23 protein-coding genes are annotated in these 24,510 nt (G+C 73.7%); 10 read left to right on the top strand and 13 right to left on the bottom strand.

The window, feature by feature from the left end; genetic code table 11:
- Nucleotides 1–10 precede the first annotated feature (10 nt).
- The 5 genes from cydB (at nt 11) to BF93_RS00685 (ending at nt 7,536) form a co-directional block, all read left to right on the top strand.
- On the top strand, nt 11–1,093 hold the full coding sequence (gene cydB, locus BF93_RS00705) for a cytochrome d ubiquinol oxidase subunit II (RefSeq protein WP_038370027.1): 1,083 nt from the start codon (nt 11–13) through the stop codon (nt 1,091–1,093).
- A complete protein-coding gene (cydD, locus tag BF93_RS00700; RefSeq protein WP_051486353.1) occupies nt 1,090–2,829 on the top strand; it encodes a thiol reductant ABC exporter subunit CydD in 1,740 nt (579 codons plus the stop codon). Before cydB ends, cydD begins: the two co-directional genes overlap by 4 nt.
- Complete coding sequence (locus tag BF93_RS00695; protein WP_051486352.1) at nt 2,826–4,652, top strand: amino acid ABC transporter ATP-binding/permease protein; 1,827 nt, start codon at nt 2,826–2,828, stop codon at nt 4,650–4,652. Before cydD ends, BF93_RS00695 begins: the two co-directional genes overlap by 4 nt.
- A complete protein-coding gene (locus BF93_RS00690) occupies nt 4,649–5,872 on the top strand; it encodes a sensor histidine kinase (RefSeq protein WP_051486351.1) in 1,224 nt (407 codons plus the stop codon). Before BF93_RS00695 ends, BF93_RS00690 begins: the two co-directional genes overlap by 4 nt.
- Nucleotides 5,873–6,153: 281 nt before the next feature.
- Nucleotides 6,154–7,536, top strand: a complete 1,383-nt coding sequence (locus BF93_RS00685; protein WP_156954002.1) for a heparan-alpha-glucosaminide N-acetyltransferase domain-containing protein — start codon at nt 6,154–6,156, stop codon at nt 7,534–7,536.
- 81 nt (nt 7,537–7,617) lie between these two features.
- On the opposite strand, the gene BF93_RS00680 is transcribed toward BF93_RS00685, so the two are convergent.
- The 3 genes from BF93_RS00680 to BF93_RS00670 form a co-directional block, all read right to left on the bottom strand.
- Nucleotides 7,618–8,262 carry a response regulator transcription factor gene (locus tag BF93_RS00680; protein ID WP_084148152.1) on the bottom strand — a complete coding sequence of 215 codons (645 nt, stop codon included), beginning with the start codon at nt 8,260–8,262 and terminating at the stop codon, nt 7,618–7,620.
- Between the two features lie 117 nt (nt 8,263–8,379).
- Nucleotides 8,380–10,725 carry an outer membrane protein assembly factor BamB family protein gene (locus BF93_RS00675; RefSeq protein WP_198025315.1) on the bottom strand — a complete coding sequence of 782 codons (2,346 nt, stop codon included), beginning with the start codon at nt 10,723–10,725 and terminating at the stop codon, nt 8,380–8,382.
- Nucleotides 10,726–10,916: 191 nt separating this feature from the next.
- Nucleotides 10,917–11,537, bottom strand: coding sequence for a TetR/AcrR family transcriptional regulator (locus BF93_RS00670; RefSeq protein ID WP_038370434.1), 621 nt, complete (start codon nt 11,535–11,537; stop codon nt 10,917–10,919).
- Nucleotides 11,538–11,833: 296 nt separating this feature from the next.
- On the opposite strand from BF93_RS00670, the gene BF93_RS00665 reads away from it, so the two are divergent.
- Nucleotides 11,834–12,034, top strand: a complete 201-nt coding sequence (locus BF93_RS00665) for a hypothetical protein (RefSeq protein ID WP_038370025.1) — start codon at nt 11,834–11,836, stop codon at nt 12,032–12,034.
- Nucleotides 12,031–13,428 (top strand): MFS transporter, encoded by a 1,398-nt coding sequence (locus BF93_RS00660; protein ID WP_084148150.1) that lies wholly within the window; start codon nt 12,031–12,033, stop codon nt 13,426–13,428. The genes BF93_RS00665 and BF93_RS00660 overlap by 4 nt, the downstream gene beginning before the upstream one ends.
- Nucleotides 13,429–13,828: 400 nt before the next feature.
- On the opposite strand, the gene mutM is transcribed toward BF93_RS00660, so the two are convergent.
- The 6 genes from mutM to BF93_RS00630 all read right to left on the bottom strand — a co-directional run bounded on the left by mutM (nt 13,829) and on the right by BF93_RS00630 (nt 18,254).
- Complete coding sequence (gene mutM, locus BF93_RS00655) at nt 13,829–14,782, bottom strand: bifunctional DNA-formamidopyrimidine glycosylase/DNA-(apurinic or apyrimidinic site) lyase (RefSeq protein WP_038370024.1); 954 nt, start codon at nt 14,780–14,782, stop codon at nt 13,829–13,831.
- Nucleotides 14,783–14,785: 3 nt separating this feature from the next.
- Nucleotides 14,786–15,538 (bottom strand): ribonuclease III, encoded by a 753-nt coding sequence (gene rnc / locus BF93_RS00650; protein WP_038370023.1) that lies wholly within the window; start codon nt 15,536–15,538, stop codon nt 14,786–14,788.
- A gap of 1 nt (nt 15,539) precedes the next feature.
- Nucleotides 15,540–16,136 carry a YceD family protein gene (locus BF93_RS00645; RefSeq protein WP_051486348.1) on the bottom strand — a complete coding sequence of 199 codons (597 nt, stop codon included), beginning with the start codon at nt 16,134–16,136 and terminating at the stop codon, nt 15,540–15,542.
- Nucleotides 16,137–16,197: 61 nt separating this feature from the next.
- On the bottom strand, nt 16,198–16,689 hold the full coding sequence (gene coaD, locus BF93_RS00640; protein ID WP_038370021.1) for a pantetheine-phosphate adenylyltransferase: 492 nt from the start codon (nt 16,687–16,689) through the stop codon (nt 16,198–16,200).
- A 9-nt stretch (nt 16,690–16,698) separates the two neighbouring features.
- Entirely contained in the window at nt 16,699–17,331 is a 633-nt protein-coding gene (locus tag BF93_RS00635; RefSeq protein ID WP_051486347.1) for a GNAT family N-acetyltransferase, read from the bottom strand.
- Complete coding sequence (locus BF93_RS00630) at nt 17,328–18,254, bottom strand: helix-turn-helix domain-containing protein (RefSeq protein WP_084148149.1); 927 nt, start codon at nt 18,252–18,254, stop codon at nt 17,328–17,330. The genes BF93_RS00635 and BF93_RS00630 overlap by 4 nt, the downstream gene beginning before the upstream one ends.
- 18 nt (nt 18,255–18,272) lie before the next feature.
- Here BF93_RS00630 and BF93_RS00625 point away from each other — a divergent pair, with 18 nt between their 5' ends.
- On the top strand, nt 18,273–18,725 hold the full coding sequence (locus BF93_RS00625; RefSeq protein ID WP_198025314.1) for a VOC family protein: 453 nt from the start codon (nt 18,273–18,275) through the stop codon (nt 18,723–18,725).
- Nucleotides 18,726–18,849: 124 nt separating this feature from the next.
- Nucleotides 18,850–19,125: an HIT family protein gene (locus BF93_RS19680; RefSeq protein ID WP_198025313.1), complete on the top strand. Its 276-nt coding sequence runs from the start codon at nt 18,850–18,852 to the stop codon at nt 19,123–19,125.
- Between the two features lie 287 nt (nt 19,126–19,412).
- On the opposite strand, the gene BF93_RS00615 is transcribed toward BF93_RS19680, so the two are convergent.
- From BF93_RS00615 to BF93_RS00600, 4 genes are all read right to left on the bottom strand, one after another.
- The gene (locus BF93_RS00615) at nt 19,413–20,039 is read right to left on the bottom strand and encodes a GNAT family N-acetyltransferase (RefSeq protein WP_051486345.1); all 627 of its coding nucleotides are present in this window, start codon (nt 20,037–20,039) and stop codon (nt 19,413–19,415) included.
- Nucleotides 20,036–20,644, bottom strand: a complete 609-nt coding sequence (locus tag BF93_RS00610) for a TetR/AcrR family transcriptional regulator (protein WP_038370020.1) — start codon at nt 20,642–20,644, stop codon at nt 20,036–20,038. Before BF93_RS00610 ends, BF93_RS00615 begins: the two co-directional genes overlap by 4 nt.
- A 106-nt stretch (nt 20,645–20,750) precedes the next feature.
- Entirely contained in the window at nt 20,751–21,323 is a 573-nt protein-coding gene (gene rsmD / locus BF93_RS00605; RefSeq protein WP_038370019.1) for a 16S rRNA (guanine(966)-N(2))-methyltransferase RsmD, read from the bottom strand.
- Nucleotide 21,324: 1 nt separating this feature from the next.
- On the bottom strand, nt 21,325–23,682 hold the full coding sequence (locus BF93_RS00600; protein ID WP_084148148.1) for an ATP-dependent DNA helicase RecG: 2,358 nt from the start codon (nt 23,680–23,682) through the stop codon (nt 21,325–21,327).
- Nucleotides 23,683–23,939: 257 nt separating this feature from the next.
- Between BF93_RS00600 and rpmB the strand changes: the two genes are divergently transcribed.
- Complete coding sequence (gene rpmB, locus BF93_RS19205) at nt 23,940–24,134, top strand: 50S ribosomal protein L28 (RefSeq protein WP_084148147.1); 195 nt, start codon at nt 23,940–23,942, stop codon at nt 24,132–24,134.
- The last annotated feature ends 376 nt before the right edge of the window (nt 24,135–24,510 follow it).

Raw genomic sequence — 24,510 nt, 5'->3', positions numbered from 1 at the left:
GGACCCCGCCATGGACGCATTCACCGACCCGACCGGCCTGCAGATCCTCTGGTTCTGCCTCATCGGCCTCATGTTCCTGGGCTACTTCGTGCTGGAGGGCTTCGACTTCGGGGTGGAGATGGACCTGCTCGCGCTCGGCCGCGGCAGCTCCTCGCGCCGCTCCACCATGCTGCGCACCATCGGCCCGCTCTGGGACGGCAACGAGGTGTGGCTGATCGCCGGCGGGGCCGCCATGTTCGCGGCCTTCCCCGAGTGGTACGCCACCCTGTTCAGCGGCTTCTACCTGCCGCTGCTGGCGATCCTGGTGGCGCTGATCGTGCGGGTGTGCGCCTTCAAGTACCGCGACAAGCGCGAGGACGCCGCCTGGCGCGGCGCCTGGGACGTGCTGCACGTGCTGTGCGGGACCGCCCCGGCCCTGCTGTGGGGCGTGGCCTTCTCCAACATCGCCGCCGGTGTGCAGCTGGACGAGAACCGCTGGGTGACCAGCACCCTGGGCGAGCTGCTGAACCCCTTCGCCCTGCTCGGCGGGCTCGTGTTCGTGCTGCTGTTCTGGCTGCACGGCACCCTGTACCTGACCCTGCGCACCGAGGGCGCGATCCGGGCCGATGCCCGCCGCCTGGCGGCGGTCCTCGCCGTGCCCGTGCTCCTCGCGGGCGGCGCCTACCTGCTGTGGCACCAGCTCGCCCATTCGGGCACTGCGGTGACCTGGGCGGCGCTCCTGGTCGCCGCGCTCGCGCTCGGCGCGGTGCTGCCGGCGGTGCGGGCCGGCCGCGAGCGGCTCGCCTTCGCCGCCACCGCGGTGGCCATCGCCGCCGCGACCGTGCAGCTGTTCGCCGGACTGTTCCCGAGCGTCCTTCCCGCGGCGAACGACCCGGCCCTGTCGCTGACCGTCGCCAACGCCTCCTCCAGCGAGCACACCCTGCTGGTGATGACCGTCGTCACCGCGATCCTGCTCCCCCTGGTCATCGCGTACCAGGCCTGGTCGTACTGGGTGTTCCGGCACCGCATCTCCGGGGACGAGGGGCCGATGCCCGGCACCGCCGCCGTGGCCGGCCTGCGCCGGCGCTACCGCGACGCCTTCGAGCAGGAATGAGCCGGACCGGGACGCGCCCGGGCACGCGCCGCGGGCCGATCGATCCGCGCCTGGCCTCGCAGGTGCGGGCCGCCCGCTCCCACCTGGTCCTCTCGACCGTGCTGGGGCTCGTGCAGTCCGCCTGCGTGATCGTCACGGCGCTGGCCCTCGCCCGGCTCGGCAGCGATCTGCTCGAGGACAGGGTCCCGCCGGCGGCCTCCCCCCGCCTGCTGGTCCTGCTCGCCGCGGCCCTCGCGGTCCGGGCCGGAGCCGTCCTCGTCCAGCAGCGCACGGGGCACCGGGCCGCCACGCGCGCCATCGCCGAGCTGCGCGCCCGGGTGGTGGGCCACGCCGCCCGGCGCGGCCCGCGCGCCGGGGCGGGGCGCGGCGCGGACGTCACGGCCCTGGCCACCACCGGGCTGGAGCGGCTGCGCCCGTACCTCGTGGGATATGTCCCCCAGCTGCTGCTGGCGGCGACGCTCACCCCGCTGTGCCTGGTGGTCATCGGGGTCCTCGACCTCACCAGCGCGATCATCGCCGCGGTGACGCTGCCGCTGGTGCCCGTGTTCATGATCCTCGTCGGCCGGCTCACCGAGGGCCGCTCCGCGAGGCTGCTCGCGGACATGCGATCGCTGTGGACCCAGCTGCTGGATCTCGTCGAGGGACTGCCCACGCTCGTCGCCCTCGGCCGCGAGCGCGGGCCGGAGCGCTCCGTCCGCGAGCTCGGGCGGCGCCACCACGCCTCGGCGATGGGCTCCCTGCGCTACGCCTTCCTGTCCGCGATGGTGCTCGAGCTGCTGGCGACGCTGTGCGTGGCGCTGATCGCCGTGAGCATCGGACTGCGCCTGGTGTACGGGCAGATGGACCTCGCCCCGGCGCTCGCGATCCTCGTCCTGGCCCCCGAGGTCTACCTGCCGCTGCGGGCCGTGGGCCAGCAGTACCACGCCTCCACCGACGGGCTGGCCGCGGCCGATGCCGCCTTCGCGGTCCTCGACGAGCCGCTGCCCGCCCCCGGGGACGTGCCCGCCCCGGACCTGCGCAGCAGCATCCTGCGGGCCGAAGCGGTGAGCGTCGCCTCCCGCACCGGCACGGCGCCCCACGCGGCCGCCATCGCCCTCGAGCCCGGCCGGATCACCGCCCTGACCGGTCCCAGCGGCGCCGGGAAGACGACCCTCGCCCACGTGCTCCTGGGGCTGCTGCGCCCCGACGCCGGCGGCGTCGAGATCGTGCCCTCCGGCGGGACGCCGATCCCCCTGGAGCAGATCGACCGGGCGAGCCTGTGGCGCCAGGTCGCCTACCTCCCCCAGCGGCCCGTGCTGCCGCCCGGGAGCATCCGGGAGGTGCTCGCCGCCGCCCTGCCCGCCCCCGCCGCCGGCACCGCCGGTTCCCCCGGCGCCGCGCAGCGCGCGATCGCGGATGCCGCCCGCGCGACCGGCCTGGACGCGGTGATCGCCCTGCGCGGCGAGGATGCGCCCGTGGGCCGGGCCGGGGCCGGGCTGTCCCTCGGCGAGCGCCAGCGCCTGGCCCTGGCCCGGGCGCTGCTCTCCCCCGCCCAGCTGGTCGTCCTCGACGAGCCGACCGCCCACCTCGACGGCGCGAGCGAGCAGGTGGTCCTCGACGCCCTGGACGCCTTCCGCGCCGCGGGCCGCACCGTCCTGGTGATCGCCCACCGCGAGACGCTCCTCGCCCGGGCCGACGCCGTCGTCGCGGTGCACGCCCGGGGGACTGCGGACAGCACCGAGGAGGCCGCCGCATGAGCACCGCACCGCTCGCACGGATCCTGCCGCTGCTGCGGATCCCCCGCACCCGTCTGCTCGCCGCGGTGATCGCCTCCGCCGCGACCCTCGGCGCCGCCTTCGCCCTCGCGGCGGTCTCCGCCTGGCTGGTCACGACGGCATGGACGATGCCGCCCGTGCTGGACCTGACGGTCGCCGTCGTCGGCGTGCGCGCCCTCGGCGTCAGCCGCGGCGTGCTGCGCTGGGCGGACCGCATGCTCACCCACGACGTCGCCCTGCGGGGCGTGGTCGAGCTGCGCACCGGCCTGTTCACGCGCCTGGCCTCCCGTCCCGCCGACGCGATCAGCCGCCTGCGCCGCGGCGACCTGCTGGCCCGCCTCGGCGATGACGCGCAGGAGATGGCCGACCACGTCATCACCGCGGTGGTCCCCGCCGCGGTCGCCGCGGTGATGGCCCTCGCGGTGCTGGCGACCATCGGCCCGCTGTCCCTGCTCGCCGCCGGGACGATGCTGCTCTCCCTGCTGATCGCGACCTGCCTCGCCCCCTGGACGGCGCACCGGGCGGCAGGCGCCACGCAGGCGGCGGTGCTGGAGACGCGGTCCGCGGTGGTCTCCGCCGCGCTCGAGATCCTCGACGACGCCACCGCACTGCGGGTGGCCGGCCGTCTCGATGCCGCCGAGGCCGACCTGGCCGCGGCGCAGCGCGACCACGACCGGGCCGTCGACCGGGCCGCCTGGCCCGCGGCGATCGCCGCGGCGGCCGTGCCGCTGGCGATGATCCCCGCCGTGCTCGGCTCCCTCCTCGCCGCCGGGGCCGTGTGGCTGCAGGGTGCGGCGAGCGCCGGGACCATCGGCATCCTCCTGCTGCTGCCGCTGTCGAGCTTCGAGGCGGCCACCGCCCTGCCCGCGGCCGCCGCGCAGCGCGCCCGCTCCCGTGCCGCCGCCGCCCGCCTGGTCGAGGCCATCGGCCCGCAGGACGCCGACGCGACCCGGACCCCCGCGGCGGAGCCCGGAGCCGGGCGCGACGCCGGCACCGACGCCGCGGCAGCGGGCCGGGCCGTGCCCGCCCTCCGAGCCCGGGGCCTGGACGCCGGCTGGTCCGCGGAGGGCCGCGGGGTGCGCGGTCTGGACCTCGAGCTCGCGCCCGGGACGCGCCTGGCGATCACCGGCGCCTCCGGCATCGGCAAGTCCACGCTGCTCATGACGCTCGCGGGGCTGCTCGAGCCCCTGCGCGGGAGCGTGGCCCTGGAGCCGGCGCGCCCCGACCCCGAGTCCGGTCCGGTCGCCGGGCCGACCGCTGGGCCGACTGCCGGGCCGACCGCTGGTCCGGTCGCCGCCGCGGCCCACCGGCCGGATCCGCACGACGGCGAGGTGATCCTCTTCGCAGAGGACGCCCATGTCTTCGCCACCACCGTACGGGAGAACCTGCGGGTGGCCCGCGGCCAGGTCACGGACGCCGAGATCCGGCAGGCGCTGGCCGAGGTCGGGCTCGAGGACTGGGTCGACGCGCTGCCGGCCGGGCTGGACACCATGCTCGGCCCGGACGGCACGACCGTCTCCGGCGGGGAGCGCCGCCGGCTGCTGCTGGCCCGCGCCCTGGTGCGCGGCGCCCCGATCTCCCTGCTGGACGAGCCCACCGAGCACCTCGACGCGGCCCGCGGCGACGCCCTGCTGACCCGGCTGCTGGATCCGGGTGCGCCGGGCGGTCCGCTGCTGCCGCGGGAGCATACGGTGGTGGTCGTGACCCACCGCCGCGACCGGATCCCGCCCGGCGCCGCCGTGCTCGACCTCGAGCCCGACGGCCGATGGACCCTGACGCCGGGGCGCCCGGGCGGCGACGCATGAGCATCCCGCTGTCCGCCCCGGAGCCGCGCGGTCTCAGCCCGGACCGCGCCCGTCTGCAGGACCTCTCGGTGAAGGTGCTGGCCGCCGAGGAGGTCGAGGACGCCCTCGCGCTCCTGGTCGACGAGGCCGCCGAGGACCTGGGAGCCGTCTCGGCCGCGCTCGTGCTGCCCGCGGACACGGGTCGCTGGGCCTACGAGATCGTCACCGGGGCGCTGGGCCCCTATCTCCTGGGCCAGGAGATCGAGCGCTCCTCCCCGCTGGGCAGGGCGCTGGCCACGGCCGATGCTCCCGCCTCCGAGCACATCGCCGCGATCCGCCTCGACGCCCGGGCGGTCGGTGCGGCCGTCGGCGGTGCCGTCTCCGGCGACGGCGGGATCGGCCAGGACACGGGCGACGGCCGGCGCACCATCCCTGCGGCGCTGTCGCTGGTCAGCGGCGGGAGCCACGGCATCGGCGCGCTCATCGTGTTCTCCCCCGCCTGCGGGGTGCCGCTGCGGGTGGACTGCCGCGAGCGTCTGGACGCCCTCGCCATGCTGCTGGGGCTGTGCCTGGACGGCATCGGCGCCGCGGGCGGCGAGTCCCTCGAGGACGAGCGCGGCAGGATCGCCCGGGACCTCCATGACCTCGCCATCCAGGAGCTGTTCGCGGTCGGCATGGAGCTGGAATCCCTGACCGGCGCGCTGGCCACCGAGGTCGCCGCCCCGTCCGACGCCCGCGTGCGCGGCAGCGTCGAGGCCTCGGTGCGGGGCGTCGAGAACGCGGTCGCGCAGATCCGTCAGGTGGTGCAGTCGCTGCGCCGCGAACGCCCCGAGGCCACCCTCAGCGAGCGGCTGCGCCACGAGGCGGGCCTGGCCACGGCCGGGCTGGGCTTCGCCCCCACGCTGCGCCTGCCCTCCCCGCCGGCGGATCTGGACGCCGAGGTCGAGGCAGATGTCGCCGAGGACGTCGTCGCCGTCGTCCGTGAATGCCTCGCCAACGCCGCCCGGCACGCCCACGCGAGCGCCGTCGCCGTGAACATCACGATGTTCTGGGAGGGCGTGGACCGGGTGCTGCAGGTCAGCGTCTCCGACAACGGCCGCGGCATCGACCCCGCGGTCTCGCGCCGCAGCGGCCTGGCGAACATGGCCAGCCGGGCACGCCGCCACTCCGGCTGGGTGGATGCGCTCGAGCTCGAGCAGGGGACGATGATCAACTGGCGGGTCACCCTGCCGGCGCGGTGAGCGCCGACGCGGGCACGGCATCGGTGGCGTCTCGCGTCAGAGGGACATCCCCGTCCAGGTGCCGACGACGGTCACCCCGTCAGAGGCGTAGGCGGTGATCGAGATGTGGTCGAGGCCCTGGGCGCGCAGCGCCGCGGCCATCGCGCGAGTCTTCGCGGCCCACCGGACCGCCTGCGGGACGGCGACGCCGGAGGAACGCCACCGGCAGATCGGACGTCCCGCTCGTGTCGAGGCCGGTCGCACCGACCTCGCGGGCGATCGGGGCCGTCTACTATCCGGGAGTGACCTCACCTTCCGCCGCCGCGCTTGCTCCCGCGGCACCCTTCACGCCCGGTCCCCGCGCACGCCTGGGCCGTCTGGTGTCCCCGCCTCGCCTGAACGGTCTGGACATCGCCCGAGGGCTCGCCGTCCTCGGCATGGTGACAGCCCATCTCGGCGACATCCCGCCCTTCCGCTGGAGCTCGCCGCTCTCCTATCTCACCATCGTGCACGGCAACTCCTCGATCCTGTTCGCCGTCCTCGCCGGCATCTCCATCGCGCTGCTCACCGGTCGTGAACGGATCCCCCGGCCCGAGGACCTGCCCCGGCTGCGGTTGTCGCTCGTGGGCCGCGGGGCGGCGATCTTCGCGGTCGGCCTGGCACTCGAGATGACCGGCGTGGGCATCGTCGTGATCCTCACGTTCTACGGTCTGATGTACGTCGCGGCCATCCCGGTGCTGCGGCTGCGGCCGTCACGTCTGATCCTGTGCGCGATACCCCTCGCGCTGTTCGGCCCCGTGCTGGTCGCTCTTCTCGAGGCTCTCTCCCTGGGAGCCTATGGAGCCGGCAGCAGCCTCCTGATGGTCGGCGTCTACCGATTCACGACCTGGGCGCCCCTCATGCTGGTCGGCATGGCGCTGGGGCGGCTCCCGCTCACGCAGCCCCGGGTCGCGGGCCTGATCACGGCGATCGGCGCGACCCTCGCCATCGCCGGCACCATCTGCGGTGCGGCGCTCGGCTCCGCGCTGGGATTCCTGGTCCCGGAGTTCTCGTCGGGATACGCCAGCTCCAGCGGCTCCTCATCCTTCGAGGACGCGGAGCCCATGGTGCCCTTCGAGGACGTCGACGGGACGGGACTGCTCTGCTATCCCCCTGCACCGTACGACCCCAGCGTGTACTGCGAACCCGAGGGGTACGGCCAGGCATGGGGCACCGGGAGCAGCTCGTTCTCGTACTCCTGGGACGAGGACATGGGCTGGAGCACCTACCCCGATCGGCTCGCGGAGATGCGACCGTTCGAGATGCTCGTCGTCTCCGTGACATCCTCGGCGCCGCACTCCGGCTCCGTGCTGGAGACCTTCACATCGGGCGGGTTCGCACTGTTCGTCATCGGCGTGTCCCTCCTGCTCTCGAGGCCGATCCGATGGGTGCTCCTGCCCGTCGCCGCGATCGGTGCGATGCCTCTGACCGCGTACACCCTGCATGCTCTCGTGATCCTGGCCCTGACAGGACCTGCGGGCTCTCTCAGCAGCAATCTCGCCTGTCTGCTTCTCGTCCTCGGCCTCGCCATCGCCTGCCTGGCCTGGGCCGCCTTCCTCGGCCGTGGCCCCCTGGAACGCGCAGCAGCCCGATCTGCCGCCTGTTTCGCTGCTCAGTCCGCTCCGCCGGCACGACCTCACGAGTAGGCGCGGCGGTCGACGTCCGGCCCCCTCATCGACGGGGCATCTCGGAGATCGGGATCCCGCCTCGGGCGGGGCACGGACGCCTCACCGCCAGCCGGCGCGGCGGCGCGCGGCCTCCATTGCCGCGACCTGGGTGCGGCGCTGGAATCCGAGGGTCTGCAGGATGACGGTGACGCGGTTCTTGACGGTCTTCTCGGCCACGCCGAGGCGGTCGGCGATCTCCCGGTTGGAGTGCCCGTCGCCGATGAGGGTGACGATGCGGCGGTCCGAGGCGGACAGCTCCGGCCCCTCCTCCTCGTGGCCGGCTGGCCAGATGGAGCGCCCCGCGCGGACGGCGAGCACGCCCTCGACGATGTCCTGGCTGCGCGCGGACTTCAGCATCATGCCGCGGGCCCCGGCCTCGCGGGACTCGGTGACGGCGGAGTCGTCGTCGAAGCTGGTCAGCACGAGGACCACCTGGTCGGGGTCCAGCTCCCGGGCGCGGCGCATGACGTCGATGCCCGTGCCGTCGGGAAGCTGCAGGTCCACGACCAGGACATCGGGACGCACCGCCGGCAGACGGCGGATCGCCTCCGCGACGGTTCCGGCCTCGCCGACCACCTGCAGGTCCTCCTGGGCCTCGATCACGGCGACGATTCCGCGACGGACCACCTCGTGGTCGTCGACGAGCATCACGGTGATCGGCGCCGGGGCGAGCGGACCGGCCGGCGGGGCGGGGGGCGTGGACATGAGGGGCAACCTCCGGGCATGGGTCTCGCCGCGGGTGCGACATCTCGACCCTCCCATTATCGCGGACCGTCCTGGAGCGTCCCTCCCGCGCAGGTCCCGCGCCGCCGTCCGGGGCCGCTACCGGGCCGCGAGGAGCTCCTCGGCGATGCGCGTGGCCTCGGCCCTCGAATGCTCGAGCGCGCGGTCCTCGGCATCGGGGGTGTCCTCGTCCTCCTCCGTGCGCACCTGGGCGATGACGACGACATCGCCCGACCGCGCGACGACGCGCGCGGAGCCCTGCCAGGAGCGGGGCGAGAGCTCGAGATGCGCCTCGTCGGCGCCGTCGATCTGCAGCGGCTCCCCCCGGGACGTGCCGTACACCGCCGCGGCACGGTCGGCGGCCGTCATGCCGCTGAGCGGCCCCGGCCCGGCCTCGTACGCCGCCGCATAGACGAACCCGCTGCGGGCGACCTCGTCGTCCCCCTGCCACAGGCAGGCGGAGACGCGCGGATCCGTGCCCGAGGCGAGCGCGTCCGGCGCCGCGTCGAGGCCCTCGACCGTGATCGTCCCGCACACGTCGGGCACGCCGGTCGGGCCCTCGACGGCCGGGGCATCGAGCGGGCCCGCGCCCGCGGCGACGAGGACGTCGTCCGCCGCCCGGATCGCGATCTGCTCCAGCCGGGCGCCGGAGACCGGGAGCAGGCTCTCCGGGGGCGAGGTGAACATCGACGGCGTCTCGCCGCTGCCGACGCTGATGGCGACGACAAGATTCCCCTCGCGCACGACGAGCTCGACGGCGGCGGAGGACACGGGAGGAGTGCGGAGCTCGTCGTGCGCCGGCGCCCCGACGGTCTCGGAGGTCACCACGATCGCCTCGTCCCCGAGCCCGGCGACCTCGGAATAGGCGCCGTCGGAGCGCAGCCCCTCGAAAGCGGTCCGTGCCCGTTCGGCGCCCGAACGTCGCTCGCCCTCCTCGCCGGTCACGGGATCCGTCGTCCCCGGGGCGAAGGCCGTCGCCCCCGCAGAGAGGTAGACGCCTCCACCCTCCCACGCGCAGCCGAGCGGGGCGGGGCGGTCGGCGGCGTCGCCGATCCCGAGCTCGCGGAGGGTCTCCGGCGCCACCTGCGCGCACAGGTCGACCGTGGGATCCGTGCGGACATCGTCATCGGCCCAGGCGATCGGCGCGGCCGCCGACTTCGGCGCGGGAGGCTCGACCTCGGTGCCCTGCTCCGGCAGCCGGTACGCCGTCGTGATCGCGCCCTGCAGGCCCGAGTCGTCCCCGGGATCCGCCCATCCGTGCACGAGCAGCAGATCATCGACCTTCATGAACTCGAGCACCTGGTCGTCGATCCAGCCCACCGACTCGACCTCTCCCCCGGGCGGACGGTGCATCACCCAGTAGGCGTAGCCGCCGCGCGAGTCGGTGTCGATCGTGCGGCCGAGGTAGGCGCCCGTCTCGTCGACGCCGATCAGCTCGTCGCCCGCGGTGTGCCAGACGAAGGTCTCCTCGCCGCTCGCACGGTCCCACGCCCGCAGGCTCGACCCGTAGGTGCCGTCGATCCCCCCGATCAGGTTCTCGTAGCTCCCCACGATCTCGTCCCCGCCGGGCTGGGCGATGGGGAAGTCCCCGGAATGGATCCTCGGCAGGGGGCGGCCGATCAGCGGTCCGATCTCGCCGGTCGAGACGTCGACCTCCCGGATGCCGGGGACGCCGTCGACGGTCATGTCGAGCACGAGCGGATCGTGCGAGCGCACCTCGTCGATCTCGAGCGCGGTGCCGGGCGTGCGCCAGACCTCCTCCCCGGAGGCCGCGTCGAAGGCGGTGAGGGCCTCCGCTCCGGGCACGATGATGAGCTCGCCGGTGGTGATCGCGCCCGTCCCGGATGCCAGCTCGTCGCCGCAGGGGGAATCCGGCAGGCGCCCGAGCTCCTCGCCCGTGGCGGCGTCGAGCCGGAGGATCCCGCAGGCGGTCGGCACGGTCACCGTGCGATCGGTCGCCGCCACGCTCTTCGGGCCGAGGCCGCCGCGGTGCACCGGGTCCTCGACCTGCTGCGTCCACAGCGTCTCGCCCGTGTCGGCCGACAGGGCCGTGACGGCGTCGCAGTCCGATCCCTCGCGCTGGCTGCTCTGCCAGGCGACCAGGATGCCCGATGCGGACGGCTCGGACAGGCCGCACAGCAGGTTCGTCCCGGTCTTCCAGAGCGTCTCGCCCGAGGTGAGGTCGACGGCCTGCACCCCGGAGGTCATGCCGTCGCCGTGATACGTCGCGAAGTACCGGTCTCCGGAGGTCGCGCTCGTGCTCTCGGGCGTTCCCGCGCCGTCGAAGGGGATGATGGGCACCTCGCCCTCGACTCTCCAGGCGACCTCGAGCGTCGGGACGTCATCCCGCGGGTCGGGCGTGGCCATGGAGCTGAACACGGAGCAGCTGCTGAGCACGAGCGCCATGAGGCTCGTCGCGACCGCCAGGCGCAGGCGCTTCGTCACGGATCCCCCCATCGTCGGCAGCGGTGGGCGTCCAGAATGCCACACGGGCTCCGGCGGACGACCGCCCGCGCGGCATCGGCCGGACGGCGCGGTGCCACCTCCCGAACCAGCCCCAGCAGCGATGCGGCGGGGAACGTCGCGCCGCTGTACGGACCAGTCGTCCGGGCGGGATCCGCGGCTCGAGGTCGAGGTCAGAAGTCGACGAGGGTCCGCATGAACGCCTCGAACTCATCTCCCAGATGCTCGACCTCCGGCTCGAGGATCCATTGGGTCTGCAAGCCGTCCATGGCCGCGACGACGATCCGCGCGGCTCGCTGCGGATCGACGCCCTCCCGGAGTCGCCCGGCCTCCCGGCACGCCTCGAGGATCGCACCGATGCGCGTTCGCGCATCGACGTAGCGCCGCCGAAACGAATCATGCGCCGGATGGCCCGAGGTGACCGCCTCGCCCGCGATGGCGCAATGAAGCGCGACGATGCCCGGATGCGCTTCGTTGTGGCGCATCAGCTCCACGAGCGCGCGCACGGACTCCACGGGCCGGGAAGGGTCCAGCGGGGAGATGTCGAAGCCCCGGTCGTCCCGCAGCTCCAGCACGGCCGTGAGCAGCTCCTCCTTGCTGGAGAAGTAGCTGTAGATCAGCGGCTGGGTCACCCCGATGCGCTCGGTGATCGCCTTCATCGTCGCCCCGCGGAACCCGTTCTCGGAGAACTCGTGGAGGGCTGCCTCCACGATCTCGCGCCGGCGCTCGGCGGACTTCGCATAGGGCCCGCGTCGCCGTCGCGGGCCCGGCCCGGTCGTGTCGTCGTCCGGCATCGCGCGGATCACATCCTTCTCGTTCGAGGGTCGCCCGTGGAGACGGTACCGGCCGCGGAGCTGCCCCGGGACACCCAGAACTTTATACATGATTAAGTTTCTATGGTAGTCTGCGGAGAGCCTGCAGCGGACGAGACGTCCACCTCCGCGCCCAGGCGTGACGCGCTGGCCCCTCACTCCGTCCTCGGCCCGCACCTCCGGGTCGGTCTGCACCGGCCCATCGGCCCCGCCGGGGCCGCTCGCTCATCGGAACATCTCGTCGAAGGGACCCCGGCTTGCACACGGCCTCTGCGCCCATGTCCGTCGTCATCACCAGGACCGCCACCGTCGGCGCCGACGGGGCCGTCTTCCCCCTGCCCGGAGCACCCACCGAGCCCGTCCGGATCGACGCGATGGGCCTCATCTCGCACCGTCGCGAGCGTCTGCTCGCGTCCGACGAGCGCTATCGCTTCGTCAGCGCCATCAGCACGCTCGACACCACAAAGGCCCTCGCATGACGATCGCTCCGCCCGCCCATCCGAAGACCGCCCTCGCGGTCTCGACCTGCGCATTCTTCCTCACCACCCTCGACATCCTCATCGTGAACATCGCCCTCGCGGCGATGGGCGACGATCTCGGCGGCGGCACCTCCGCCCTGCAGTGGGTCGTCGACGGCTACACCGTCGCGTTCGCCGCGCTGCTGCTCTCGGCCGGCAGCCTCGCCGACCGCATCGGCGCGCGCAGGGCCATGGGAGCAGGCATCATCCTGTTCGGCGTCACCTCGGTGCTGTGCGCCCTCGCCCCTTCGGCGATGTTCCTCATCGCCGCCCGCGCAGGGCAGGGAGCCGCCGCCGCGCTCATCCTGCCCGCATCCATGGCGCTCATCCGGGAGGCCTATCCCGACTCCGGCGAGCGCGCCCACGCCCTGGGGATCTGGACCGCCGGCGGAGCGGTCTCCGCCGCTGCCGGCCCGCTCTTCGGCGGGTTCCTCACCATGGTCGACTGGCGGCTCGTCTTCGCGATCAACATCCCCGTGTGCCTCGCGATGCTCGCGATGATGCCCCGGATCGCCCCCTCGCCCCGCCACGAGGGTCGCTTCGACATCGCCGGGCAGCTCCTCGCCGTCATCGCCCTGGTCGCGCTCGTCTACGGCCTCATCGAGGGCGGGGCCACGAGGTTCGCCGACCCGGTCGCGGTCGGCGCGCTCGTGGTGGCGGTCCTGGGCCTGGCCGCGTTCGTCCTCGTCCAGGCACGCGGCGCGCACCCGATGATGCCGCTGTCGCTGTTCCGCCCCCGCGACGTGCGCATCGCCCTGCTCGGCGGGTTCGCCAACATCGGCGCGTGGTTCGGCACCGTGTTCCTCACCAGTCTCTTCCTCCAGCAGGAGCTCGGGCTCAGCCCCGTGGTCGCCGGCCTCGCGTTCCTGCCCGCGGCCCTGGTCGCGCTGTTCGGGAATCTCGGCAGCGGGCCCCTCATCACCCGCTTCGGCCCGCGCGTCCCCGTGGTCTCCGGCCTCGCCTGCGCGACCATCGCGATGCTGCTCATGGCCGCGACCCTCCCCCTGCACAGCCCATGGCTGATCGCCGGCATCGTGGTCATCGCCGCGATCGGTGGGGCCATCGGCATGCCGCCGCTGACCGGCCTCGTCCTCTCCAGCGTCGAGCATGGTCAGGCAGGCATCGCCAGCGCCGTCCTCAACACCTTCCGACAGATCGGCGGAGCCCTCGCCATCGCCGTCTTCGGCGTCCTCGCCTCCACCGCCGTCACCTTCGAGACCGGTGCCCGCATCAGCTTCCTGATCGCCGCCGTCCCCACCGCGCTCGCCGCGCTGTACGCGCTGCGGATCCCCGGCCCCCTGCCGCGCACGGGAGCCTCCGGGGCGGAACGCGCGGAGACTGCGGTCCGGGACTGAGCCCTGCTGCCCCCGAGTTGTCGCAGCAGCCGGCGCGTCACCGCTCTAGTCATCTCAGGCACGGAGCCGCCGGGATCATCGGTCGGTGGTGAGCCGGCCGCGCAGCCAGCGCCGTCCCGCTCCGGAGACTTCGTTCTCGGGAGGGAACGGACGGGGCCGACTCGTCGAGGCAGCCGAGGGATGGCGGCGAGTCACGGTCGCATCGATCCCCGATCCCGCCGCGCCCCGACGTCGTTCGGAGGGGGCGATCGAGGTGCATGCACCTGATCCGGTCGCGGCGGGACTCAGCGACCGAGTTCCCGCGTCGCCCAGGCATCCAGGACGACGGCGATGGGCCGTACGTCGACGGAGTCCAGATCGGGGCGGCATGACGATCGGGGCGAGGTGCGGGCGATCGACCTCACGAGCGTTTCCGCTGGCAGGCCGGACAGAAGTGGCTGGACCGGTTCATGAAGGACACCCGTCGGATCGCCGTCCCGCAGCGGGGGCACGGCTCCCCCTCCCGTCCGTAGGCCGACAGCGAGCGGGCGAAGTACCCGCTGCGCCCGTCCACGTTCACGTACAGCGCATCGAAGCTCGTCCCGCCGACCTCGAGCGCGCGGCGCATCACGGCGGCGGTGGCCTCGAGCAGCGCCAGCGTCCGGGCGCGGCTGACGCGCGACCCGGGGGTGTCATAGCGGACCCGCGCCTCCCAGAGGCCCTCGTCGGCGTAGATGTTGCCGATCCCGGAGGCGATCTCCTGGTTCAGCAGCAGGGACTTCACGCTCGCGCTGCGGGCGCGGATCCTCGCGGCGACGGCCTCGAGGTCGATCGCGGGGTCCAGCAGGTCACGGCCGATGTGCGCGGCGTCCGCGGGGAGCAGGGCGTCGTCCCCGCCCATCCCGGCGGCCTGCCCATCGGATGCCGTGACCAGCGGCGAGGTCCAGAGCCCGCCGAAGATCCGCTGGTCGATGAAGTCGACGAGGGTGCCGTCGTCCAGGCGCAGGGTGATGCGGCGGTGGCGCAGCGGGTCGGGGCGCGGCCCGCTGGAGGCGGCCACGGCATCCGACGACGCGGCGTCGCTCTGTGCGTCGGCCCCGCGGACCCGCAGCTGCCCGCTCATGCCCAGATGCGTCATGAGCGCGACGCCGAGGTCCTCGCCGCCGGCGTCCTCGAGGCGCCACCACAGGAACTTGCCGCGCCGCACGAGGGCGGCCACGCGCACGCCGCGCAGCTGATCGACGAGATCCGCCGGACCGCCCGCGTGGCGGCGCGCGGCCCGCGGCTCGAGCACCTCGACCTCGGCGATCGTGCGGCCGATGACGTGCGGGGCCAGGCCCCGGCGGACCACCTCGACCTCGGGCAGCTCGGGCATGCCTCAGCCCTTGGGCAGCAGCGGCTCGCCGCGCTCGGCGAGGACGGTGCGCACGGCGTGCTGAGCCGCCAGCAGCTCGGCGTCCTTCTTGGAGGCGCCGTCGCCGCTGGCGGTGACGATCCCGGGGACGGTCACGGTGGCGGTGAAGATCCGCTCGTGTTCGGGGCCGGAGTCGGTGATGACGTACTTGGGCACGAGCCCCGTCTCGGCGGCGATCTCCTGCAGGCGGGTCTTGAAGTCGTAGCCGGCCTCGAGCACCTCGTCGGATTCCAGCAGGGGGCGCAGCAGCTCGAGCACGAAGCGGCGCGAGACGTTCTGCCCGCACGCCAGGTGCACCGCGCCGATCACGGCCTCGGTGGTGTCGGCGAGGATCGAGGCCTTGTCCCGGCCACCGGAGAGGTCCTCCCCGCGGCCCAGCTTCACGTAGGCGCCGAGGTCGATGCGCCGGGCGATGAGCGCGAGGGCCCGGGTGTTGACCGTCGCGGCGCGGCGCCGCGCGAGGTCCCCCTCGGGCAGCGTCGGGTGCACGGTGTACAGCTCCTCGGTGGCGGCGAGCTGCAGCACCGCGTCGCCCAGGAACTCGAGGCGCTCGTTGTGCGTGGCCAGGTCGTTCTCGTAGGCGAAGGAGCGGTGCGTCAGGGCCAGGTCCAGCAGCCCGGACTCGCGCAGGTCCGCGGCCTGGGCGCCGTCCAGCGGGAGGCTCGCCAGGAGCACCTCGGCGTCGGCGGCCGGGGTGGAGCGGCGGCGCCGGGCCATCTCAGGCGTCCCCGCGCGTGCCCGTGCCCGGATCGCCGTCCGCGTCCTCGTCCTCGAACAGTCCCTGGAGGGCGGCGAAGCGCGGGTCGATCACCTCGTGGTGATGGTCCGGGTCGTCCTCGAGGCGGGCGCCGCACTGGGCGCACAGGCCCGGGCAGTCGGGGCGGCACAGGGGGCGCTCGGCGGCGTTCACGGCGAGGGTGTCGTGGACCAGCGGGGCGAGGTCGATCTCGTCGCCGTCGAGGGTGACGATGTCGTCCTCCTCCGCGCCGGCGGGGACCTTCTCGGGGTAGGTGAACAGCTCGTCGAGGCGGGCGTCGACGTCCTCCTCGACCGGGTCGAGGCAGCGGGAGCATTCGCCGACCAGGTGCGCCTGGACGGTTCCGGAGACGTAGAGGCCCTCGACGACGGACTCGATCTGCCCGGAGACCTCGATGGGGTCGCCGGCGGGCACGCGCATGGCCAGCGAGCCCTCCTCGCCGGTGGCCCGGGCGGTGCGCTCGTAGGGACGGTGCGCTCCGGGGCGGCCGATCAGGTCGACGACCTCGAGGCGGAGGTCAGACGCAGGGCCTGCGGAGCCGGTGGGTGCAGGTGTCACGGGGTGCTCCTGTTCGGGTCGGGGCGCGGTTCGGCGCGGGCGGGGCCCGCGGGGCCGACGGTCAGGATACGGCCGCGCGGATCGCGCGGGCTGCCGCAGGCGGGAGCATGTCGTCGACGTCTCCCCCGAGCTGCGCCACCTCGCGCACGAGGCTCGAGGAGATGTGCGACAGCGCGGCGTCGGTGAGGAGGAAGAGGGTGTCGATGCCGGCGAGGTGCCGGTTCATCCGGGCCATCTGCTCCTCGTAGGCGAGGTCGAGCTGGGAGCGCAGCCCGCGGACCACGGCGCCGGCCCCGACCTCCCGGCAGAAGTCGACCAGCAGCCCGCGGGGAAGGGCCTGGGAGCGGACGGCGCCGTCCAGGCCCTCCGCCGCCAGGGTCTCGTCGATCACGGCGCGGCGCTGGTCGAGGTCCAGCAGGCCCTTCTTGCTGGGATTGTGGGAGACCGCCACGATCACGTCGTGCCCGAGCGCGGCGGCGCGCCGCACGAGGTCCAGGTGGCCCAGGGTGAAGGGGTCGAAGCTGCCGGGCAGCACGACGGTCGACTGGCTCATGGAGCAAGCCTAGTCGTCGGCACCGTCGCCCGGCGTCCCCGCCGGGCCTCCCGGTGCCGCGGGATCGTAGAACTCGGAGGCGAGCAGGGCGTAGGTCAGCGCGTCCAGCCAGCGCCCGCTGCGGTGCAGGGAGCTCTCGCGCTCCCACGCCTCGCGCCGCATGCCGATGCGCTCCATGATGCGCCAGGAGGCGGTGTTGTCGGCGAAGCACACCGCCTGCACGCGGCGCACGTCCAGCCCGTCGAAGGCGATCTCGAGCAGGGCCGCCGCGAACTCCGTGCCCAGCCCCCGGCCCTGGTGGGCGGGGTCCAGCACCCAGCCGAGCTCCGCCTCGAGGCCGCGGGCCTGCGCGGCGACATCGGCCTGGGACCACGGGGGCTGCCGGTGGATCTTGCCGACGGCGATGATCTCGTCCTCGTGCAGGCCGACGACGGAGCTGTCCAGCAGCTCGAGCCAGCGCTCCTGGTGGGCGGCCTCGTCCGTGGGCAGCACGGTGGTCCATTCCTGCACCTCCGGGCGCCGGTACCAGGGCCAGATGGCGGCGGCGTCCTCCGGGCGGCCGGGCCGGATCTCCAGGCGGTCCGTGCGCTGGGGCCAGGAGAGGTCGTCCAGGCGCGTCTGCTGCGTCGCGTCCGTGGTCATGGCTCGAGGGTATCGCCGCCGGCGGCCGTCCCCGGGGACGCCGGGCCCGTGCCCGCCCGGGCCGCGTCGCGGGTCGCGGCGGCGTACCGTGCCGGCGTGCGCCCGGTGACGGCGCGGAAGTCGCGGATGAAGTGGGACTGGTCGAACCAGCCGAGATCCTGGGCGAGCGCGGGGATCTCGCGGGGGTCCCCGCGGTCGATGGCGGCGACGGCGTCCATCACCCGCGAGCGCATCAGCATCCGCTTGGGGCCGATGCCGACGTGCCGGTCGAACATGCGCTGCAGCGAGCGGGCGCCGATGCCGGCCCGGTCCTCGAGCTCCGACAGGCGGCTGATCTCGCTGCGCTCGAGCAGCGCGAGGATCCCGAGGAGCTCCTCGTAGCCATCGGGGTCGCGGGGCTCGCGCGCCAGCAGCCAGGCATCCAGCATCCCGGCGGCGCGGACGGCGTCCTCGGGCAGGTCCGCCGGCGGGAGGTCCTCGCCGAACCAGTCCGCGGCCGGGATCGTCCGGTCCCTCAGGGGCCGCAGGTCCCGGGGCATCCGCGCGGCGGGCACGAGCGCTGCGGCTCCGCCGATGCGCAGCTTCACCCCGACCACGCTGCCGGTGCCCAGCAGCGACACCTGGAACAGCTCCCGGGAGACGGGACCGGTGATCCAGGTGCCGGCGCCGTCGGTGCCCGCGCGGGCCACGCCGCCGCGCTCGAGCGTGAGGTTGATCGACGGCTCGTCGACGGTGACCACCGGGAAGATCTCGTCCTCGCCGAGCTCCCAGCGCACCGACCAGTAGCGCTCGACCCAGCGGGCCAGGCGCGGATCGGGCGGCGCGAAGTCGTATCGGGTGCGGGCGCGGAACTCCTCGGGTCCCAGCACATGGCCGTACATGTGCTCGGGTGTCGTCTTCGTCCAATCCATCGGCTCGGCCATGGTGGAAGTCTGGCAGGCATGAACACCGCACCTGCCGATGACACGACCACCCCCGCCGACGCCGCCCCGCAGGACGCCGCCTCGCAGGAGGCCGCCTCGTCCCCCGACCCGGTCGCCCGGCTCGCCATGATGACCCTGGATGCCGCCGAGACCGCACCGATGGCGGCGTTCTGGCATGGCGTCCTGGGATGGCCGATCTCCTACCAGGACGAGGACTACGCCATGCTCACCGGACCCAGCAGCGCCCTGGGCATCGGCCGGATCCCGGACTTCCAGCCGCCGGCCTGGCCGGACGCGGGCCTCAAGCAGTACCACCTCGACCTCGCCGTGACGGACCTCGAGGCCGCCGCGGCCCGCTGCGTGGAGCTCGGGGCGACGCGCCCCGTGCAGCAGCCGGGCAGCACCTGGATCGTCCTGCTGGACCCGGCCGGCCACCCGTTCTGCCTCACCGACGCCTCGGCCTGGGGCTGATCGGGCGCGGACGCGGTTCCGCAGGCGCGGGGCGACGCCCCGGGGTGACACCGGTTCTCATCGAGGCGTGCTTTCCTGCGGCGACACGCCGACCTGCGACATACCCGCGTGCCATCATCGGTCGATGACCACCGACGGCTGTGTCTTCTGCCGGATCGCTGCACGGGAGCTCGATGCTTCCGTGGTGCTCGAGTCGGCGACTGTCCTGGCGTTCCTGGACGCAGACCCGGTCACGCCAGGTCACGTCCTGGTCGTGCCCAGAGCTCATCTGCCGACGCTGGCAGATCTGGACGAGGACATCGCAGCCGAGATGTTCCTGGTGGCCCGATCGGTGGCGGGCGCTCTTCGACAGTCATCGCTCCGATGCGACGGCGTGAACCTGTTCTATGCCGACGGTTAAGCCGCGTTCCAGGAGGTGCTCCACTCGCACCTGCATGTCTTCCCGCGCTTCGAGGGCGACGGCTTCACGATCGAGGCCAGATGGGGATCGAACCCCCAGCGCTCAGAACTCGACGCTCACGCCGCAGAGATCCGAGCCGCGCTCGAGGGCGGGCCCTGAGCTGATCGCAGACGCGCGAGGACGGCAGACGGAGCAGTGCCGCCTCGACAGTCGATGTCGGGCGAGTCGCAGCGGGGTGCCGGACCTCGTCGGTGCTCCGGCGCGGCCGCCGGACATCGGCACGGTCATCAGCGGGGGTCGGGAGACACGTCCGCGGCCTGTCGGCGCTCCGCGGGACGGCACGTCATCGAGATGTAGGACGAGAAGCCGGCCCATCGGGCGAACCGCACCGGGCGGGCGGCCGATTCCTCGAAGCCGACCTTCCGGTAGAGGCCCAGCGCGGGCGCATTGGTGTCCTTGATGTCGCGCAGGACGAACTCCTCGTACGGCAGGCGCAGCAGCTCCTCCATCAGCGCGGTGGCGACCCCACGTCCCTGGAAGGCTGGGGCGGTCGTGACGAACCCGATCTCGGCCAGGCCCGGCCGCGCCTCAGGATGGGCGCCGAGGAACTGGCTGCGCACGATGTGGTAGCTCACCAGGCCGTGCCACGGCCCGAGCCGGCGCTGGAAGGTCCGGCGGTCGGGGGCGAAGCACTCCTGGTCGCCCACGGTCACCGAGGCGATCGCCGCCGGCGCGCCGTCCACGAGCGCGACGTGGAAGCGCTCGGGCAGGAGCATGTGTGCGAAGGCGTCGCCCAGCACCTGCGGGTCCTTCGAGAAGTAGGCGAAGTCCTCGGCGAAGCCGCGGACCAGGACGTCCGCCGCGGCGCGCCGCGCGTCCTCCCCCAGCTCGTCGGCCCGGCGGATCTCGATCATGGGTGCTGCCCTCCGGTGAGAAGGCGGAGGACGATGTCGACGTCGGGCGCATCGGCCCCGTCGCCCATGACCTGCCGCATGGTCGCGATGCCCGACAGCATCGCGCAGTAGTGCGCGGTGGTCTGCTCGGCGTCTCCGGAGGCGAACTCGCCGCTGCCCTGCCCGCGCCGCACGAGCTGCGCGAAGGCGCTCCAGAGGCTCCGCTGCGCGCGGGCCAGGCGGCGTGCCGCACCGGGCGGCGTGTCGGTGAGGACGGCCTGGTTGATCACCAGGAAGAACTCCCTCCCGCCGTGCTCGCCCGCCAGATCGTCGAGGAAGGTGGTCGTGAAGTCCCGGACCAGCGCGAGGGGCGGCCCCTCCCCTGCGAGGCGTTCCGCGGCGGCGACGAGGCCGGTCGACGCCTGTGCGAGGAGGTGCTCGAAGAGCTGCTCCTTGCTGGCGTGGTGGCGGTAGATCGAGCCGATGCTGAGCCCGGCCTCCGCGGCGATCTGCCGCATGGAGGCGGCGGCGAAGCCATGCCGCGCGAACACCCGGACGGCTGCGGTCTCGATCGCCTCCTGCGTCGCAGCGCGGAGCACGTCGTTCTGGGCGGGCGTCCGCGGCATCGCACCTCCAAGGAATGAACAGATGTTCACTCTATGGGGCAGGCGTTCCGTCGGCAAGGGCCCCGGGCGCCTCACGAGGCCGCCATCGATCCCGCGGCGGATGCGTCTAGGACGGGCCGCCGTACTGCAGGATGGTCTCCCCGTAGCTCTTGGTGCCGTCGTCCGTCCAGTCCTCGGGCCAGGCGACGGGGCGGCTGCGGCTCGAGCGCTCGATCACCACCAGCGCGTCCTCGCGCAGGGCGGGGCGGAGCGTCTGCAGCATCTGCTCGAGGTCCTCCGTCGGCAGGTCGTAGGGCGGGTCCAGGAACACCAGGGAGGCGCGGACCTCGGGCGCGGTCGCTGCGGCGGCCAGCTGCGCGGCGACCTGCTCGGCCCGGCCCGCGCGCACCTCGCATCGCGGGGCGAGCCCCAGACCCGCGGCGGTCTCGCGCAGCCGTCGCGCCGTGGGGGCGTGCATCTCCACCAGCAGGGCGCTGTCCGCGCCGCGCGAGAGGGCCTCGAAGGCGAGGGCGCCCGTGCCGGCGTACAGGTCCAGCACGCGGGCGTCCGCGATCGCACCCCATCCCTCCAGCCGGGAGAACAGCGCCTCGCGGACGCGGTCGCTGGTGGGGCGGGTGCCCTTCCCGGGCGGACCGGGGATGGTCCGGCCCCCGAGGGTCCCGGCGATGATGCGGGGCATCTCAGCTCCTCTCGACGTTCGGGTCGGCGTCGCGCAGCCGCTCCTCGACGGCGCGTGCGAGCTGCGGCTCGCCCTCGAGGCGCGGATCGGCCGCGACGATGTCCTCGGCGTCGGCGCGCGCCTGCTCGATCAGCCGCACATCGCGGACCACGTCCAGATAGCGCAGCGTGCGGCCGAGACCGGACTGCTCCTCGCCGACGAGGTCGCCGCCGCCGCGGTGCTCCAGGTCGAGCTCGGCGAGCTCGAAGCCGTCGTGCGTGGCCGCGACCCGGGACAGGTGCTGCGAGGCGGGCGAGCCCTCCTCGGTGCGGGTGGCGAGGAAGGCGATGCCCGGGTGCTCCCCGCGGCCGATGCGCCCGCGCAGCTGGTGCAGCTGGGACACGCCGAACCGCTCGGCGTCCAGGACGATCATCACCGCGGCGTTGGGGACGTCCACGCCCACCTCGATCACCGTCGTGGCCACGAGCATGTCGAGACGGCCCTCGACCATCCTCGCCATCGTCTCCTGCTTCTCCTCGGCGCTCTGGCGGCCGTGCAGCATGCCGATGCGCAGGCCCGCCAGCTCGGGGCGCTGCGCCAGACGGGCCGCGGTCTCCACCACTCCGCGCGGGGGCGCCTCCTCCTCGCCCTCCGGCGCGGGCTCGGCCGACAGCGCCGACCACAGGGGCGCCGGAGCGTCACCGCGCCCGCGGCGGCGCGAGGAGCCTGCCGCGGGCTCCTCCTCGATGTGCGGGCACACCACGAAGACCTGCCGCCCCGCGGCGACCTCCTCCGCGGCCCGCTGCCACATCCGCGCCTCCCACGCCGGCCGGCGCTCATGGACGACGAACGACGTCACCCCGGGCCGGCCGCCCGGGGACTCGCGCAGCGAGAGCACATCGAGGTCCCCGACGACAGCGAGGGCGGCGGTGCGTGGGATCGGCGTCGCGGTCATGACGATCACGTGCGGGCTGCGCCCCGCCGCTCCCTTGGCCCGGACCCGCCGGCGATGATCGACGCCGAAGCGCTGCTGCTCGTCGATCACGACGAGCGCCAGGGAGGCGAACTCGACGCTCTCCGAGAGCAGGGCATGGGTGCCGATGACGATCCCCGCCTCCCCGCTGGTGATGTCGAGCATCGTGCGGCGGCGCTGGGCGGTCCGGCTGGAGCCGGTGAGCAGGCGCACCGCCGTCGCCTCCGGATGGGCGTCCAGCTGCCCGGCCCGGCCCAGATCGCCCAGCAGCGTCGTGATGGTCCGATGGTGCTGCTCGGCGAGGACCTCGGTGGGCGCCAGCAGCAGCGCCTGATGGCCGGCGTCGACGGCCTGCATCATGGCGCGCAGGGCGATCACCGTCTTGCCCGAGCCCACGTCTCCCTGCAGCAGGACGTTGGTGGGATGGTCCCGGCCCAGGTGGGCGGCAAGGTCCTCGCCGATGGCGCGCTGGCCCGCGGTCAGCTCGAAGGGCAGGCGGGCATCGAGCAGCCGGGCACGCGATCCCCCTGCGGGCAGGGGCGGCGCCGGGGTGCGCGCGTCCAGCGCGCGGCGCAGGGCGAAGATCGTCTGCAGGACCAGCGCCTCCTCGAACAGCAGCGTCTCCCGACCCCGGGAGACGTCCTCGAGGGAGCGCGGCGTGTGCACCAGGCGCATGGCGTCGGCGAGGGGATCCAGGCCTCGGGCGCGGCGGATCCGCTCCGGGATCGCGGGGATCAGCAGGCCGGCGCTGTCGACCGCGGCGCGGAACGCCTCCTGCATGGTCTGCTGGGTGGCGCTGCGCCGCAGCGGGTAGATCGGCAGCGGCACCATCGCCTCCCGATAGGAGGCCTCGTCGTCGACCAGCACATAGCGGGGATGGACGATCTGGGGCTCGCCCGCGTCCGAGGAGGTGCGGAACTTGTCGGGGCGGAAGGAGACCGTCCCGAAGACGACGATCCGCCGGCCGGGGCTCAGCCGCTGCCGGTGCCAGGCGACCAGGTGCTCCTTGGACAGGAAGAACGTCAGCGTCAGCGTGTCGCGACCATCGGAGACCACCACCTCGAGGATCGAGCCGGGACGGCTCCGCATCCGCCGATCGCTCGCGCCGACCACCTCGACCAGGACGCTCACGTCGTCGCCCTCGCGCAGTGCGTGCAGCGAGTGCACGGGGCCGGGGACGACGTAGCGGCGCGGGAGGATCCGCAGCAGGTCGTCGAGATGGCGCGGGTCGAGCTTGCGCGCGGTGGTGAGCAGCTTGCCCTCGAGCACCTCCTCGAGGGGGACGTCTCCCCTGCCCGAGCGGTGCTCCCTCCATTGATCACCGATCAGGGTGTAGAACTCGTGCTCGAGCAGCGGGTCGTCCAGCTGCTCCCGGCGCGGCTGTCCCCGGCGCGGCGGCGTGGCCATGTCTCTCCCCTCTGCTCGCGGCGGGCGGCGGCGTATCGTGGTGATGTGCCCGCCGACCGGCGAGGACGTCCGCTCCATCGTGCCACCCGGCACCGACCCTGTGTCTGAATCCACAGGCCGTGTCCGGCCGCCGCACTTCGCTCCCACCGGTCGAGGGGATATAGTTCTGGGGTTGCCTTGCGCGCCTGCTGGGCAGGCAGCCCCCCGCCGTCCGGCGACGAGGCACCACCGATCATTCGATTTCTCAGGAGACAACAGTGGCTTCCACGTGTGACATCTGCGCCAAGAGCCCGAGCTTCGGCAAGAGCGTGTCCCACTCGCACCGCCGCACCTCGCGCCGCTGGAACCCGAACATCCAGTCCGTGCGCACCGTGATCAACGGTACGAGCAAGCGGGTCAACGTCTGCACCTCGTGCATCAAGGCCGGCAAGGTCGCCAAGCTCGGCGCCTGACCTGCGACTGACCGCATCGCGCACGCGCCCTCGTCCTTCGGGACGGGGGCGCTTCGCTGTGCCTGGCGCCGCAGAGGGCCCGCTCCTGCCCCTCTCCCGGACCTGCGAGCTTCCGCACCGCCATCGCGAGCAGGGCTCGACACTCGCCTCTGGGGGGTCATGAACAGCACTTATTTGCTGTAGATTCTCTAACGCGCAGAATTCCCTGTTCCGCACCGGGGCTTGTACGACCCTGCCGCAGCACGGCGAGCGCCGATCGGGCGAGGCGACGTGGTCGCAGCGGCATCGGACGGAGCGATCCCGTCGCGACCGGATCGAGCGGGATGATCCCGTCGCGACCGGATCGAGCGGGATGATCCCGTCGCGACCGGATCGA

Source organism: Brachybacterium phenoliresistens (assembly GCF_000576425.1).
In the GTDB taxonomy this organism is placed as follows: domain Bacteria; phylum Actinomycetota; class Actinomycetes; order Actinomycetales; family Dermabacteraceae; genus Brachybacterium; species Brachybacterium phenoliresistens.
The sequence above is the reverse complement of the archived record's forward strand: the minus strand, read 5'-3'. Positions and strand labels throughout refer to the sequence as shown.